14 protein-coding genes are annotated in these 13,470 nt (G+C 68.9%); all 14 read left to right on the forward strand.

All coding sequences use genetic code 11. From position 1 onward, the window contains the following. Nucleotides 1-210: 210 nt before the first annotated feature. Nucleotides 211-1,197: a mevalonate kinase gene (mvk, locus tag ACIA8G_RS09210; RefSeq protein ID WP_396417839.1), complete on the forward strand. Its 987-nt coding sequence runs from the start codon at nt 211-213 to the stop codon at nt 1,195-1,197. Further along, on the forward strand, nt 1,187-2,170 hold the full coding sequence (gene mvaD, locus ACIA8G_RS09215; RefSeq protein WP_396417840.1) for a diphosphomevalonate decarboxylase: 984 nt from the start codon (nt 1,187-1,189) through the stop codon (nt 2,168-2,170). Before mvk ends, mvaD begins: the two co-directional genes overlap by 11 nt. Further along, nucleotides 2,167-3,219, forward strand: a complete 1,053-nt coding sequence (locus ACIA8G_RS09220) for a phosphomevalonate kinase (protein WP_396417841.1) — start codon at nt 2,167-2,169, stop codon at nt 3,217-3,219. The genes mvaD and ACIA8G_RS09220 overlap by 4 nt, the downstream gene beginning before the upstream one ends. Then, a complete protein-coding gene (fni, locus tag ACIA8G_RS09225) occupies nt 3,209-4,267 on the forward strand; it encodes a type 2 isopentenyl-diphosphate Delta-isomerase (RefSeq protein WP_396417842.1) in 1,059 nt (352 codons plus the stop codon). Before ACIA8G_RS09220 ends, fni begins: the two co-directional genes overlap by 11 nt. A 19-nt stretch (nt 4,268-4,286) precedes the next feature. Next, a complete protein-coding gene (locus ACIA8G_RS09230) occupies nt 4,287-5,348 on the forward strand; it encodes a 3-hydroxy-3-methylglutaryl-CoA reductase (protein ID WP_396417843.1) in 1,062 nt (353 codons plus the stop codon). Next, the gene (locus ACIA8G_RS09235) at nt 5,345-6,514 is read left to right on the forward strand and encodes a hydroxymethylglutaryl-CoA synthase (protein ID WP_396417844.1); all 1,170 of its coding nucleotides are present in this window, start codon (nt 5,345-5,347) and stop codon (nt 6,512-6,514) included. The genes ACIA8G_RS09230 and ACIA8G_RS09235 overlap by 4 nt, the downstream gene beginning before the upstream one ends. A gap of 29 nt (nt 6,515-6,543) precedes the next feature. After that, nucleotides 6,544-7,611 carry a 3-oxoacyl-ACP synthase III family protein gene (locus ACIA8G_RS09240; RefSeq protein WP_396417845.1) on the forward strand — a complete coding sequence of 356 codons (1,068 nt, stop codon included), beginning with the start codon at nt 6,544-6,546 and terminating at the stop codon, nt 7,609-7,611. Between the two features lie 181 nt (nt 7,612-7,792). Then, on the forward strand, nt 7,793-7,930 hold the full coding sequence (locus ACIA8G_RS09245) for a hypothetical protein (protein WP_396417846.1): 138 nt from the start codon (nt 7,793-7,795) through the stop codon (nt 7,928-7,930). A gap of 86 nt (nt 7,931-8,016) precedes the next feature. Next, nucleotides 8,017-8,400 (forward strand): hypothetical protein, encoded by a 384-nt coding sequence (locus ACIA8G_RS09250; RefSeq protein ID WP_396417847.1) that lies wholly within the window; start codon nt 8,017-8,019, stop codon nt 8,398-8,400. 28 nt (nt 8,401-8,428) lie between these two features. Beyond that, entirely contained in the window at nt 8,429-10,018 is a 1,590-nt protein-coding gene (locus tag ACIA8G_RS09255; RefSeq protein WP_396417848.1) for a PPE domain-containing protein, read from the forward strand. After that, on the forward strand, nt 10,015-10,773 hold the full coding sequence (locus ACIA8G_RS09260; RefSeq protein WP_396417849.1) for an ESX secretion-associated protein EspG: 759 nt from the start codon (nt 10,015-10,017) through the stop codon (nt 10,771-10,773). Before ACIA8G_RS09255 ends, ACIA8G_RS09260 begins: the two co-directional genes overlap by 4 nt. Before the next feature lie 20 nt (nt 10,774-10,793). Continuing rightward, nucleotides 10,794-11,321, forward strand: coding sequence for a YbaB/EbfC family nucleoid-associated protein (locus tag ACIA8G_RS09265; RefSeq protein ID WP_396417850.1), 528 nt, complete (start codon nt 10,794-10,796; stop codon nt 11,319-11,321). Between the two features lie 25 nt (nt 11,322-11,346). Continuing rightward, nucleotides 11,347-11,658, forward strand: coding sequence for a type VII secretion target (locus ACIA8G_RS09270; protein ID WP_396417851.1), 312 nt, complete (start codon nt 11,347-11,349; stop codon nt 11,656-11,658). Beyond that, nucleotides 11,658-13,442, forward strand: coding sequence for a hypothetical protein (locus ACIA8G_RS09275; RefSeq protein ID WP_396417852.1), 1,785 nt, complete (start codon nt 11,658-11,660; stop codon nt 13,440-13,442). The genes ACIA8G_RS09270 and ACIA8G_RS09275 overlap by 1 nt, the downstream gene beginning before the upstream one ends. Nucleotides 13,443-13,470 lie beyond the last annotated feature (28 nt).

Below are 13,470 nucleotides of genomic sequence, written 5' to 3' on the forward strand. Positions count from 1 at the left end.
GTCGAGACGACGACGGAATGGTCCACGGACTGTTCTGTCGGGTGGAACTCTCCGCAAAGTTCCTTCACGTGGAACAACTGCTACCTGCCCTGTTCGAAGCTGGGTATGAATGAGCCCGAACAGGCTGAGCGGTTCGCGTTGAGGGCAAAGCCCGCATTTTCGTAGACCGATCCTGCATTACGTCTGCTTACCGGTGAGGTGGGACCGCTTATGAAACTCTCCACTCCGCAACGCGGGACGACGACCGCGACAACAGCACATGTCGCGTCGGGAACCGGCAGTGCCCACGCCAAGGTCATCCTGCTCGGTGAGCACGCTGTCCTGCACGGCTCCCCGGCACTCGCCGTTCCGGTGCCGCAGTTGACGGTGACCGCGCTCGCCACGCGGTTCGCGGAACCAGGCGTGACCTCGTTCCTGATGGAAGGGCAGCACGGGACAACGCCCTGCCTCAGCGTGGGGCTGCAGCGGATCGCCACGGCGCTGACCGATGGCGATGATGGCCGGCGCATCGAGGTGGTGCTGCGATCGGGGATCCCGGCGGGCCGGGGCCTCGGTTCCAGTGCCGCGTGTGCACGGGCGGCCGTGCTCGCGCTGGCCGACCTGCTCGGCCACGAGCTGGACCAGCGGGAAGTGTACGAGCTGGTGCAGATCGCCGAGAACGTCACGCACGGGCGGGCCAGCGGTGTGGATGCGATCACCACGGGCGCCGATTCCCCGCTGCTCTTCGACAACGGTGCCGCGGAACCGGTGCGCATCGGGTTCGACGGTCTGTTCGTCGTCGCGGACAGCGGTGTGGCGGGACAGACCAAGGACGCGGTCCGCTTGGTGCGCAACGCCTTCGAAGTACTGCCGGGTGAGCGCGAGCGGTTCGTGGGCACGGTTTCCGCATTGGTCCGCTCTGCTGTGTGGGAGCTCGCGGAAGGCACCGCGACCGGGTTCGGCAAGTGCATGACCGAGTGCCACTCCGCGCTGCGCGATCTGGGCGTGAGCACGTCGTTGATCGACGGGATGGCTGACGCGGCGGTGTCGGCGGGAGCGCTCGGCGCCAAGATCAGCGGCGGCGGGCTCGGCGGCTGCATCGTCACGCTGGTGGACCGGCCGGAAGTCGCGTGGAGCGTGAGCCGGGCGCTGTGCGACGCAGGCGCCGTGCGCACCTGGACCGTGCCCGTGGGGAGGTTCGCCCGCGATGACCGATGAGGTGCAGGCGACCGCGATCGCCCACGTGAACGTCGCCCTGGTGAAGTACTGGGGAAAGCGCGACGCCGAGCTGGTGCTGCCGTGGACCAGCAGCCTGTCGATGACCCTCGATGCCTTCTGGACCAACACCACGGTCCGCTTCTGCGCCGAGGCGGGCGAGGACGAGGTGATGCTCGACGGCGTGCCGATCACCGGCGTACCACGCCGGCGCGTCACCGGATTTCTCGACCTCGTTCGCTCCCGCGCAGGTCGTACCGGCCGAGCCGTGGTGCACAGCGTGAACACGGTGCCGACCGGTGCCGGGCTCGCGTCGTCGTCCAGCGGGTTCGCCGCGCTGGCGATGGCGGCGTCGGCCGCCTGCGGACTCTCTCTGGACGCGACCGTGTTGTCACGGCTGGCGCGTCGAGGGTCGGGGTCGGCGTCGAGGTCGATCTTCGGCGGTTTCGCGCTCTGGCACGCGGGGCACGACGACGAGAGCTCTTACGCGGAACCGGTGCCGTCGGTCGGGTTCGACCCGGTCATGGTGGTCGCGCTGGTCGACACCGCGCACAAAGCGGTGAACAGCCGGGACGCCATGCTGCGCACGGTCGAGACTTCACCGCTGTTCCGGCCGTGGGTCGACTCGGCGGCGGCTGATCTCAAAGAGATGCGGGACGCCGTGGCGCGCGCGGATCTCGACACGGTCGGCGAGGTCGCTGAGCGCAACGCGTTGGGAATGCACGCCACGATGCTGGCGGCACGGCCGGCGGTGCGGTATTTCGCGCCCGCGACGGTCGCCGTGCTCGACGCTGTGCTGGAGCTGCGGCGAGCAGGTGTGTCCGCCTACGCGACGATGGACGCCGGGCCGAACGTCAAAATCCTTTGCCACCGCGCGGATGCCGCCCTCGTCGCTGAGGCGGTGGACGCGGCAGCGGGCTGCCCGACCATGGTGGCGGGCGTCGGTCCCGCTGCCAGGCTGGTGGTGGAGCTGTGACCAGGACCGTCGTCCGGCACGCTCCGGGGAAGCTGTTCGTCGCGGGCGAGTACGCGGTGCTCGAACCGGGATCGTCCGCGGTCCTGGCCGCGGTCGACCGGCAGGTCACCGTCACCGTCACGGCCGCATCGGCCGGTGACGGCCTGACGATCGTCTCGGACCTGATGAACCGGCCCATGCCCCATGTGGTGGCCGCGGTCGAGATCGTGAGCGAACTGCTGGCCGAGTGGGACCTCACCATGCCTCCGGTCCAGCTCTCGATCCACAGTGGACTGCACGAACGCGGCGTGAAGTTCGGGCTGGGCTCCAGCGGTGCGGTCACGGTGGCGACGATCGACGCGCTGCTCGCGTACTGCCACGTGTCGCTCTGCACCGAGGAGCGCTTTCGGCTGGCGCTGCTGGCTTCGATCCGCCTCGACGCGCGTGCCTCCGGTGGTGACCTCGCGCTGAGCACTTGGGGCGGTTGGATCGTCTACAGCGCACCGGACCGCGCTGCTGTGGCCGACCTCGCCCAGCGGAAAGGTCTCAGGCACGCGCTTCAGGCGCCGTGGCCGGGTTTCAGCGTCCGGCCGCTGCCCCCACCGCGCGGTCTCGCGGTGCAGGTCGGCTGGACCGGTAATCCGGCGTCCACTTCGGACAAGGTCGCGAGCGGCACGGTGCGGAACTGGCGCGGAAGCCCCGCTCACCGCGAGTTCGTGCGCCGCAGCAACGGTTGCGTGACCGCGTTGGTGGACGCGCTGGAACGAGGCGATGACACCTCGGTGCTCGACGCCATCCGACGGGCGCGTCGACTGCTGGCAGGAGCTGACAGTCACGGAGACCTGGGCATCTTCACCGACGGCCTGACCGCGATGTGCGACGCGGCAGAGGACGCGGGAGGGGCCGCCAAACCGTCCGGCGCGGGCGGCGGTGACTGCGGAATCGCTCTGCTGGAACCAGGCCAGCTCGTGATCGACCGCATGCGGGCTCGATGGCTCACCGCAGGTGTGGTGCAACTACCGATCCAGGTGTCCGAACCAGCGAGGGAGATGCAGACCAGTGATCTCTGACCGCAAGAACGACCACGTCCGGCTCGCCGCCGAACAACACCGGCCCGACCGCGGCAACGACTTCGACGACGTGACGTTCATCCACCACGCGCTGGCCGGCATCGACCAGGAAGACGTGTCGCTCACCACCCAGTTCGCGGGCATAGAGTGGGGAACTCCGCTCTACATCAACGCGATGACCGGCGGAAGCGCCAAAACCGGTGACATCAACCGGGATCTGGCCATCGCCGCGCGGGAGACCGGAATCCCGGTCGCGAGCGGCTCGATGAGCGCGTACTTGAAAGACCCGTCCACCGCGCCCACGTTCAAGGTGCTGCGTGACGAGAACCCGGCCGGGTTCATCATGGCCAACGTCAACGCGAACGCGACCGTGGAGCAGGCGCGGCAGGCGGTCGAGCTGCTGGCGGCCGATGCGCTGCAGATCCACCTCAACGCCGTCCAGGAGATCGTGATGCCCGAGGGCGATCGGTCGTTCGCGGCGTGGGGACCGAGGATCGAGGAGATCGTCGAAGGCGTTGGTGTGCCTGTCTTCGTGAAGGAGGTCGGCTTCGGGCTCAGCCGGGACACCGTGCTGACCCTGCGCAAGGCCGGCGTCACCGTCGCGGACGTCGGTGGCCGTGGTGGCACGAACTTCGCACGTATCGAGAACGGCAGGCGCGTGGCCGGTGACTACGCCTACGTCGACGACTGGGGCCAGTCCACGCCCGCCTGCCTGCTGGACGCGTCCGATGTCGGCCTGCCGCTGTTCGCCTCCGGCGGTGTGCGGCATCCACTCGACGTCGTGCGCGCGCTGGCACTCGGTGCGAGCGCGGTCGGCGTGGCCGGCACGTTCCTCAAGACGGTGCTCGAGGGCGGGCCGGATGCCCTCATCACGCAGATCTCGGCGTGGCTCGACCAGATCAAGTCGATCATGACGGTGCTCGGCGCTGCGACGCCCGCCGGTCTTTCCCACTGCGAGGTGCGCATCTGCGGCGAACTCCGCGAGTTCTGCGCCGACCGCGGCATCGACGTCCGCCGTTTCGCACGGCCTTTCCCCACCGTGCCGTAGGAACAGGAGATCTACGAACATGACTGAAGAACACGCGATCGCAAGCGTTCCGATGAAGTGGGTAGGCCCCCTGCGCATCACCGGCAACGTCGCCCACGTCGAGACGGAAGTCCCGCTCGCCACCTATGAGTCACCGCTGTGGCCGTCGGTCGGGCGCGGCGCCAAGATCTCGAGGCTGGCGCCGGAGGGGATCGTCGCGACGCTGGTCGATGAAAGGATGACCCGTTCCGTTCTCGTGGAGGCCATCAACGCGCAGACCGCACTCTCGACGGCCAGGCGAATCGACTCGCAGTTCGCCGAGCTGCGGTCGGTGGTGCGGTCGTGCAGCCGGTTCGCCGACCTGATCGCCGTGCGTCACGAGATCACGGCCAATTTGTTGTTCCTGCGGTTCGAGTTCACGACCGGGGACGCCTCGGGGCACAACATGGCGACGCTGGCGGCGGACCGGCTCCTGTCCTATCTGCTGGAGACCCTGCCTGGCATCAGCTACGGGTCGATCTCGGCGAACTACTGCACGGACAAGAAGGCGACCGCGATCAACGGCATTCTCGGCCGGGGCAAGAACGTGGTCACGGAGTTGACGGTGCCGCGTGATGTGGTGCGGGATCGGCTGCACACCACGGCCGCGAAGATCGCCGAACTGAACGTGCGCAAGAACCTGATCGGCACGCTGCTGGCCGGCGGTATCCGTTCGGCGAACGCCCATTACGCGAACATGCTGCTCGGCTTCTACCTGGCGACCGGTCAGGACGCGGCGAACATCGTCGAGGGCTCGCAGGGTGTCACCGTGGCCGAGGACCGCGACGGAGACCTCTACTTCTCCTGCACCATCCCGAATCTCATCGTCGGGTCCGTCGGCAACGGCAAGGGGTTGCCGTTCGTCGAGACCAACCTGACCCGGCTGGGCTGCCGGGTCGAGCGGGAACCCGGCGAGAACGCGCGCCGCCTCGCGGTGCTCGCGGCCGCGACCGTGCTGTGCGGCGAACTCTCCCTCATGGCAGCACAAACGAACCCCGGCGAGCTGATGGCCGCCCACGTCCACTTGGAACGCTCGACCGAGAAGATCGGGAGCCAGTCATGACCACGTCCGTCGGGATTCACGACCTGTCCTTCGCCACGACGGAGTTCGTGCTGCCGCACACCGAACTCGCCGCGCACACGGGTGTCGACATCGGCAAGTACCACATCGGCATCGGCCAGCGGTCGATGAGCATCCCCGCGCTGGACGAGGACATCGTCACCATGGCGGCGACCGCGGCTGCCCCCATCGTGGAGCGGTGGGGTGCGGACCGGATCCGGACCGTGGTGCTGGCGACCGAGACGTCGATCGACCAGTCGAAGGCGGCCGGAATCTACGTGCACTCCCTGCTGAACCTGCCGCCGTCGACCAGGGTCGTCGAGCTGAAGCAGGCCTGTTACGCGGGTACCGCGGGGCTGCAGTTCGCCATGGGCCTGGTCCACCGCGACCCCACCCAGCAGGTCCTCGTGATCGCCACCGACGTGTCGCGCTACGACCTCGACAGCGCAGGCGAATCCACCCAAGGTGCGGCGGCCGTGGCCATGCTCGTCAGTGCGGATCCCGCGCTGATCCGCATCGAACCGCAGTCCGGCCTGCACACGTCTGACGTCATGGACTTCTGGCGCCCCAACTACCGCAGCACCGCGCTCGTCGCCGGCCAGGAGTCCATCTCCGCCTACCTGCAGGCACTGGAAGGCGTGTGGAAGGACTACACGGAGCAGGGAGGACGGCCGCTGCCCGAGTTCGCCGCCTTCTGCTACCACCAGCCGTTCACGAAGATGGCCACCAAAGCCCATCGGCACCTGTTCAACACCACGGGACACGATCTGGACGAAGACCAGATGACGGCGATGCTCCGGCTGACGACCGCCTACAACGAGGTGCTGGGCAACTCGTACACGGCGTCGATGTACCTGGCGCTCGCCTCGTTGCTCGACCACGCGGGCGACCTCACCGACCAGCCGATCGCCTTCGCCAGCTACGGATCCGGCTGCGTGGCCGAGTTCTTCGGCGGCACCGTCGTCCCCGGCTATCTGGAACACCTGCGCACCGACGGCCATCAAGCGGTCGTCGAACGGCGGCGGTCGATCGACCACCACACCTACCGCACGTTGCACGGTCGGTCGCTGCCGGAAGACGGCGGACACCACCTGACGCCGAAGCAGACCACTGGCCCGTTCCGCTTCGCGGGCCTGTCCGGGCACAAGCGCCTTTACGAACACAGCTGATCGGCCGCTTCGAGAAAGGCGAGAACACCATGCGCCACCCCATCGGCGTCATCGGGACCGGAAGCTATCTGCCCGCCCACTCCGTCAGCAACGCCGAAGTCGCCGCGGAGGCCGGTGTCACCGACGAGTGGATCACGCGCAAGACCAAGATCCGGTCCCGGCGACACGCAGCACCCCACGAGGCGACATCGGACCTGGCCGCGGCAGCCGCGCGGGCCGCACTGGCCCAGGCCGGCATCACCGCGGACCAGGTGTCCTACCTCGTGCTGGCAACGTCCACTCCGGACCACCCGCAACCGGCCACGGCCAGCATCGTCCAGCACCTGATCGGCGCCTCCAACGCGGCGGCGTTCGACGTGAACTCGGTGTGCAGTGGTTTCGTCTTCGCCATGTCCATCGCGAACGGCCTGCTGCACGACCAAAGCGACGGGTACGCGCTCGTCATCGGCGCCGACGTGTACTCGCGCATCCTCAACCGCTCGGACCGGAAGACCGCGATCCTCTTCGGTGACGGAGCGGGCGCCGTGCTGCTCGGCCCCGTGGCGGCGGGGCAGGGCCTGCTGAGCACCAGGCTCACCACGCGGGGAGACCAGCACGAACTGATCAGCGTCCCCGCGGGAGGCAGCAGGACACCGGCCTCAGCCGACACGGTGGCCAGCGGCCAGCACTACTTCACGATGGACGGACGCGCGGTCCGCAGCTTCGTCAACGACAGCCTCAGTCATGAGGTGACAGCACTGCTGCGGGACGCTTCTGTGGCACCACAGGACATCAAGCACTTCGTTCCACACCAGGCCAACGGCGCCATGCTCTCCGACGTGTGGCCCACTCTCGGACTGCACAGCGCCACGTGCCACCTCGCGCTCGAGCACTACGGGAACACCGGCGCCGCTTCCATCCCCATCACGCTGGACCTGGTGCACCGCAAGAGATTGCTCGCCGAGAACGACCTCCTTCTGTTGTGCGGGTTCGGCGGGGGCATGTCCGTGGGGACGACCCTGCTCACCTGGGCGCGCACTCGGCACGCCAGGACGGCCGCCACTTTCAGGCCCGAACGCGGCAAGTTCGGCGCGGCAGCGCTTGCGGGGCTTCACTGACGTAGCCCGCACCAGCGGCCCGACCCCCCGGGTTGGGCCGCTTTGCCGTGTCCTGAACAAGAATCGCCGAACGAGCGGCTGGGCGAGAGGCATGTTCCGGCCCATGGAACGAGGAGATGAGCGTCACAGGCGACGCGTCTAGCCTCGTCACATGCCAATCAGCGAGCCATAGGAGATGGTCATGAGCGTTCAGGAACAACTGTCGCGTGAGGAACTCGCCACCGTCGACTTCCCGACCCTGTGCAGCATTCCCTTGCGCGCGGAGTGGTTCGACGACCCCGAGAAGCTCGACGCGGTCATCGTGCGCGGCACGGACTGATGTTCCGCGACTGACGCGGGAACGAAGTGTTCCAGTCCGCAGAACGCGACGGGCTTTGTCAGCGAAGAACACCCACCATTGCTCGCATGTACACCGTCGGCGACAAGGCCCAGGGCGACGTCCCGCTTCGTGATTCGGTGAGTTCGGGTCAGGTGCAGCTCGACCCGACCGCGGGGGAGGAGCTGCGCAAGCAGCTGCAGACCCAGCTCGACAAGGTCGACTCGTGGCTGGAACGCGCGAACAACAGCATTGCCCGTCCCGCACCGCTGGGCGCGAACCCGGTCGGTGCCGCGATGCGCGACAAGTTCACCCAGCGAGCCGAGGGCGAGCCGGGATCGTTCGTCAGCGTCATGACCGCGTATCGCACGGTGCTGGAACAGACGAAGAACTCGATCGTGACCGCGATCGCGAACTTCACCCGCCTCGACGAGGACCAGCAGGCCGAACTGAAGAAGATCATGAACGGCTGATTCCACCGACGCGAGAGGCGAACCGGTCATGCCAACCGAGACGGACCCGATCGAGAACGTCCCGGTCCTCACGGACCCGCAGAACTGGGCGTCACGCTCGCACCAGGAGCTCTACGCCGCCGTGCACAACGGCAACGACCCCGGCCAGGCCGGCGAGATCAGCTCCGAGTGGGGCAGGTACGGCACCGAGCTGACCGAGGCGGCGCACACCCTCACCGGTGTCATCACCGCCTCGGAGTCCAAGTGGACGGGCGCGGCCGCCGAGGCCGCGCGTGACGCGATGAAGAAGCTCGCGGACTGGGTCGACGAGACCGCCCGCACCGCCGTGAACCTCGGTGACAAGGTGCTCGATCAGGGCCAGATCATGTCGAACGCGCGGGCGCAGATGCCGGCGCCCGTCGAGTTCGACTGGAACAAGGCCGCGGCCGCGCTCTCCCAGCCGGGTACCGCCGCCTTCGCGGTGGCCGCCATCGACGTGGCCCTGGCGAACGTGAAGTCGCGCGCGGCGCACGAGCAGGCGGTCTCCGTGATGACCAGCATGGAGAACAGCTCCCGGCAGATCGACTCGTCGGTGCCGACCTTCAAGCCACCGTTCAACCCGAACACCGGCCAGGTCGAGGAGCCGGTGATGGTGATCCCGCGGGCGGCCGGCGCGCCGACGCTCGCCGGCGCCGAGGGGCTCATGTCCACGCAGACGCAGAGTGCCGGTCCAGGCACCGCGCCCGCGCCGAGCCCTGGACCGGCGGGCAACGGCTCCTACGCACCTGCTGCCTCGATGCCGAACGGCGGTCCCGGTGGCGGACCGGGTGGTGGGGGACCGGGTGCGGGTGGACCGGGTGCGGGCGGACCGGGTTCGAGCAACTGGGTGTCGCCGCCTCCTGTGCCGGTCCGGCCGGACACCACGGCCTTGGCGGCCGCGTCCTACACGCCGCCGCCCTCGTCCTCGTACACGCCGCAGTTCCCCCCAGGCGGTGGCAACAACACCTACACCGGTGGCAGTGACTACAAGCCGCAGATCCCCGGTGGTGGCGTGCCCTATCCCAGCGGGGGATCGCCCGGTGGGCCTGGCTCGACACCGCGGTCGAACACGCCGATGCCCAAGCCGGCGATCCCACCCAACCTGCTCAACCCGAACACCTACCTGCCCAAGGAGACGAACCTGCCCAAGGGCATGCCCGGCGGCGGTGGCGGCGGGGCCGGCGGTGGTGGGGCCGGAGGTGGCGGCGGCGGGGCTGCAGCAGCCGCGGCGGCTGCGGCGGCGATGAAGGGCGGCGGTGGGGGGTTCGGCGGTGGCGCACTCGGTGGTGGTGTCCTCGGCGGTGCCGCGGGTGCCGGCCCGACCCAGTCCGGTGGGGCGGCGGGGGTGGCGCCGGGTACCGGCCGGCCCGCGATGCCCACGGGCGTGACGGCGCCGGGTGGCGCCACCGCGGCCGGTGGCACGCCGGGGGCAGGAGCGCCGGGTGCCGGTGCCGGTGCTCGCGGTGGCGAGGACAAGGAACGCAAGTCCGCCAGCTACATCATGGGCGGCGATCTGTTCGACGTGCCGGGCGAGCACCTGCCGCCGTCGGTGATCGGTGCCGCGAAGCAGAAGAAGCAGAGGGGACCCGAGCAGTCATGATCACGCCCGAGTACCTGCTGTCGCCGCGCGAGTTCGACGTGTTGTGGCACGAACTGCGGCTGGGCCGGATGCCCTACCCGCTCGACCTCCCGACCGAGGGGGCCACCGAGTCGGAGCGCACGGCGCTGGTGCAGGAAACGTTGGCCGGGCTGCGTGGGCGCGGCCTGGCCAACGACCAGCGACTCCACCACTTCCTGCGCGTGCTGGACGACCACGAGGTGTCCGTGGACGCCGTCGCGGGCCTGGACCGGACCGTCCGGGCGCTCGCCGCGTCGGACGGCACCCTGGCCGTCCTGGCGATCATCGACGACGACCGCATCGGCCTGGTGGGCATCAGGCCGACCGGGCTGGCGCGGGAGATCGTCGAGGTGCTGCCCGAGGGCGAGCCCGGTCCCGGTACCGCGCTGTCGGTGCGGCTGCAGTCGTTGCAAGAAGCCGTGGCGCTGCAGGACTCCGAGGAGGAGGAGTCCGACGACCCGTGGGGCTCCGCCGACGACGAGCTCGACGACAAGCAGGCGTTGCAGCGCGCCGGTCTGTCCACTCAGGACGCGGCACAGATCGGTGAGCTCACGGCGAACCGCGTCGCGGGCGGACAGTTCGGTGTGACGCAAGGACGGCAGCGTTCCGGCGTGGTCATCAACTGGTTCGACACCGACCGGGGCCGATATCTGATGGTGAACTCGGACGGCTGGCTGAGCCTGTCTCCGACCGACAACGACCGCATCGCCACCCGAATCAACGCTGTGCTGGCATGAGAGGGAATTCCATGGGCCCGTTGGGACCGATTGACGCGCAGCGGATGGCCGGGGTCGACCCGGACCGCTGGATGCAGGACATGCAGGCGAAGGTCGCCGACCTCTCGGTGAAAACGGCTGAGCTGCAGGAGAATCTCGCGCACTCCTCGGCGACCGCGAAGTCGAAGGACCACGCGGTCCAGGTGACGATCGCGCCCACGGGCGCACTGCAGAGCCTCGAGCTCACCGACCGCGCCGCCGGCATGAGCCCGCAGCGGCTCCAGGCGTCGATCATGGAGGCCGTCGGCAGGGCACAACGCGCCGCCTCCGAGAAGATGATCGAGGCGTTCCAGCCGCTCGGCGCCGGCACCGAGTCGATGAACATGGTGCTGTCCTTCCTCCCACCCGCCGTGGACGACGAGGACGACGAGCGCGACCCCTACGCCGACGCGGTGGACGAGTACGAACCACCTGCCCCGCCCGTGCGGCCCGAGGCACCCGCGCCACCTCCCGCCAGGCGACCCCGTCCGGTGAACGACGACATGGATGAGGACAACAACCCGTGGTGACCACGATTGACCGAGGGAGGCGCGAATGACCAGCGGTGGGCAGTTCACGGTCTCACCAGAGGATCTCATGACGTTCGCGGCCAACGTGCAGTCGATCTCCGACCAGATCGGAACGTCCAAGGGCGTCATCGACAGCGTCAAGTACACCCCGACGGTGTGGGGCATTGTCGGCGGACTCTTCTACATCGCCGTCGACAAGAAGTTGAAGAACGCCTCGACGTGCATCGGGCAGTACGAGGCGGGTATGCGGGAGGCGGCGAAGAACATCAAGCTGACCGCGGACACCTACTCCGGTACCGACGAGGGCAACGCCAACGCGTTCAGCGGGGGGTACTGATGGTCCGGGGACTCGACCTGACGCCGGGATTCGGCGAGGGTACGGAGTGGACGGACGGCTTCTCCGGCGCCGGCATGGTCGACACCGTGGCCGGCCTGACGAAAGCCGTGCACGACAAGAACAACGGCGCGATCGCCGCGTTCAGCGTCGGTCTCGGCTTCGACGTCGTCGGCGCCGCGCTGAACCCGCTGGGCGCGGTCATCGGCGCCGGCGTCGGCTGGCTGATCGACCACATCTTCTTCCTGCGCGAACCGCTCGACCTGCTGATGGGCGACAACATCGCCATCCGGCAGGAGACCGCGAAGATCGCGGAGGAAGCCAAGAAGTACGACGAGTTCGCCACCATCCACGTGGCGGCGCTCAAGAAGCTCGACGGCTGGGCAGGCGAGGCCGCCGACAAGTTCCGCCAGATGATGTTGCAGGTGGGCAAGGAGCTCGAGGCCCTCGGCGGAGCGCTCGAAGCCGCCGGCAAGATCATGGGCACGATGGGTGCCTGCGTGACCGCGACCAGGTCCCTGGTCCGCGACATCATCGCCATGGTGATCGGCAACCTCATCGGCGGCGCGCTGACCGCCGCGGGCCTCGCACCGTTCACGTTCGGCGCGTCGATCGTCGCGTTCATCGGCGTCGCGGTCGCCACCGCCACGCAGGCGGTCGGCCGCATCATGAGCCACATCACCAAGCTCAAGGGATTCCTGACCGGCGCCGCGAAGTCCACCGACGACCTCGGCGAGGCGCTGGCGAAGATGGGCGGCACCGCCTCCGCCTTCGGCAAGGGCGGTGTTCCGACCAACGTGCCGACGCCGCCTGCGGTCAGGTCGCCGGGGCCGGGCACGACGAGTACGTCTGGGGTGCAGCCGCCGCCTCTCAACACGAACGTTCCCAAGCCGCCGCAGGATGTTCCACTGCCGCCGTCGCCTACGGGCGGGCCCAGGCCGCAGGATGTTCCGTTGCCGCCGTCTCCGACGGGTGGGCCCAGGCCGCAGGACGTGCCGTCGCCGACTGCGGGTCCGAAGCCTCCGCCAGGGCCGGGTACTACGAGTACGTCGGGGGTGCAGCCGCCGCCGATCAACACCAACGTTCCGAAGCCGCCGCAGGATGTTCCGCTGCCGCCGTCGCCCACGGGTGGGCCCAGGCCGCAGGACGTTCCGTTGCCGCCGTCGCCGACTGCGGGGCCGAAGCCGCCGCCGGGTCCTGGTACGACGAGTACGTCGGGGGTGCAGCCGCCACCGATCAACACCAACGTTCCCAAGCCCCCGCAGAACGTTCCGCTGCCGCCGTCCCCCACGGGTGGACCCAAGCCGCAGGACGTCCCGCTGCCGCCGTCGCCGACCGCGGGGCCCAAGCCACCGCCGGCCGGTACGGGTCCTGCCGCGCCGAAGCCGCCGGACCCGAACGCACCTCCCGCGGGCGGTCCAGGGCAGAACCCCCCGGCCACGAACGTGCCTCCCGCGGCCGGTCCCGGCCAGAAACCGCCGTTCTCGTGGGCCGAGGTCAAGAATCACGCGGACGACCTCGCCAAGTACAGCAAGGAACACCTGGACAGCGTGCTCGTCACGAAGTTCGGCAAGACTCCGGAAGAGGCTGCCGAGACCAGCAAGTGGATCAAGAACTTCGAGGAGCTCGCCGCACCGGGTGGTCAGTTCCGCTGGAAGGACGCGGCGTTCCAGACCGGTACGGGCATGCACCTGCTGCACGAGTTGTGGAAGGAGTTGGAGGGCGATGGCCCGGCTCGCACGGCGCAGGGCTACATGGGTGATCTGAAGGAGTACAACGCACGCTGAGCAGAGGGCCCTCCAAAGGGGGCCTCTG

It is taken from the genome of Lentzea sp. NPDC051213 (assembly GCF_044455585.1).
GTDB lineage: Bacteria > Actinomycetota > Actinomycetes > Mycobacteriales > Pseudonocardiaceae > Lentzea.

Bases quoted from the DNA above. Each gene is read 5' to 3' on its own strand.
- mvk (WP_396417839.1), top strand. From the start codon at position 211: ATGAAACTCTCCACTCCGCAACGCGGGACGACGACCGCGACAACAGCA.
- ACIA8G_RS09270 (WP_396417851.1), top strand. From the start codon at position 11,347: ATGACCAGCGGTGGGCAGTTCACGGTCTCACCAGAGGATCTCATGACG.
- ACIA8G_RS09250 (WP_396417847.1), top strand. From the start codon at position 8,017: ATGTACACCGTCGGCGACAAGGCCCAGGGCGACGTCCCGCTTCGTGAT.
- ACIA8G_RS09235 (WP_396417844.1), top strand. From the start codon at position 5,345: ATGACCACGTCCGTCGGGATTCACGACCTGTCCTTCGCCACGACGGAG.
- ACIA8G_RS09275 (WP_396417852.1), top strand. From the start codon at position 11,658: ATGGTCCGGGGACTCGACCTGACGCCGGGATTCGGCGAGGGTACGGAG.
- ACIA8G_RS09240 (WP_396417845.1), top strand. From the start codon at position 6,544: ATGCGCCACCCCATCGGCGTCATCGGGACCGGAAGCTATCTGCCCGCC.
- ACIA8G_RS09260 (WP_396417849.1), top strand. From the start codon at position 10,015: ATGATCACGCCCGAGTACCTGCTGTCGCCGCGCGAGTTCGACGTGTTG.
- ACIA8G_RS09255 (WP_396417848.1), top strand. From the start codon at position 8,429: ATGCCAACCGAGACGGACCCGATCGAGAACGTCCCGGTCCTCACGGAC.
- ACIA8G_RS09230 (WP_396417843.1), top strand. From the start codon at position 4,287: ATGACTGAAGAACACGCGATCGCAAGCGTTCCGATGAAGTGGGTAGGC.
- ACIA8G_RS09245 (WP_396417846.1), top strand. From the start codon at position 7,793: ATGAGCGTTCAGGAACAACTGTCGCGTGAGGAACTCGCCACCGTCGAC.
- mvaD (WP_396417840.1), top strand. From the start codon at position 1,187: ATGACCGATGAGGTGCAGGCGACCGCGATCGCCCACGTGAACGTCGCC.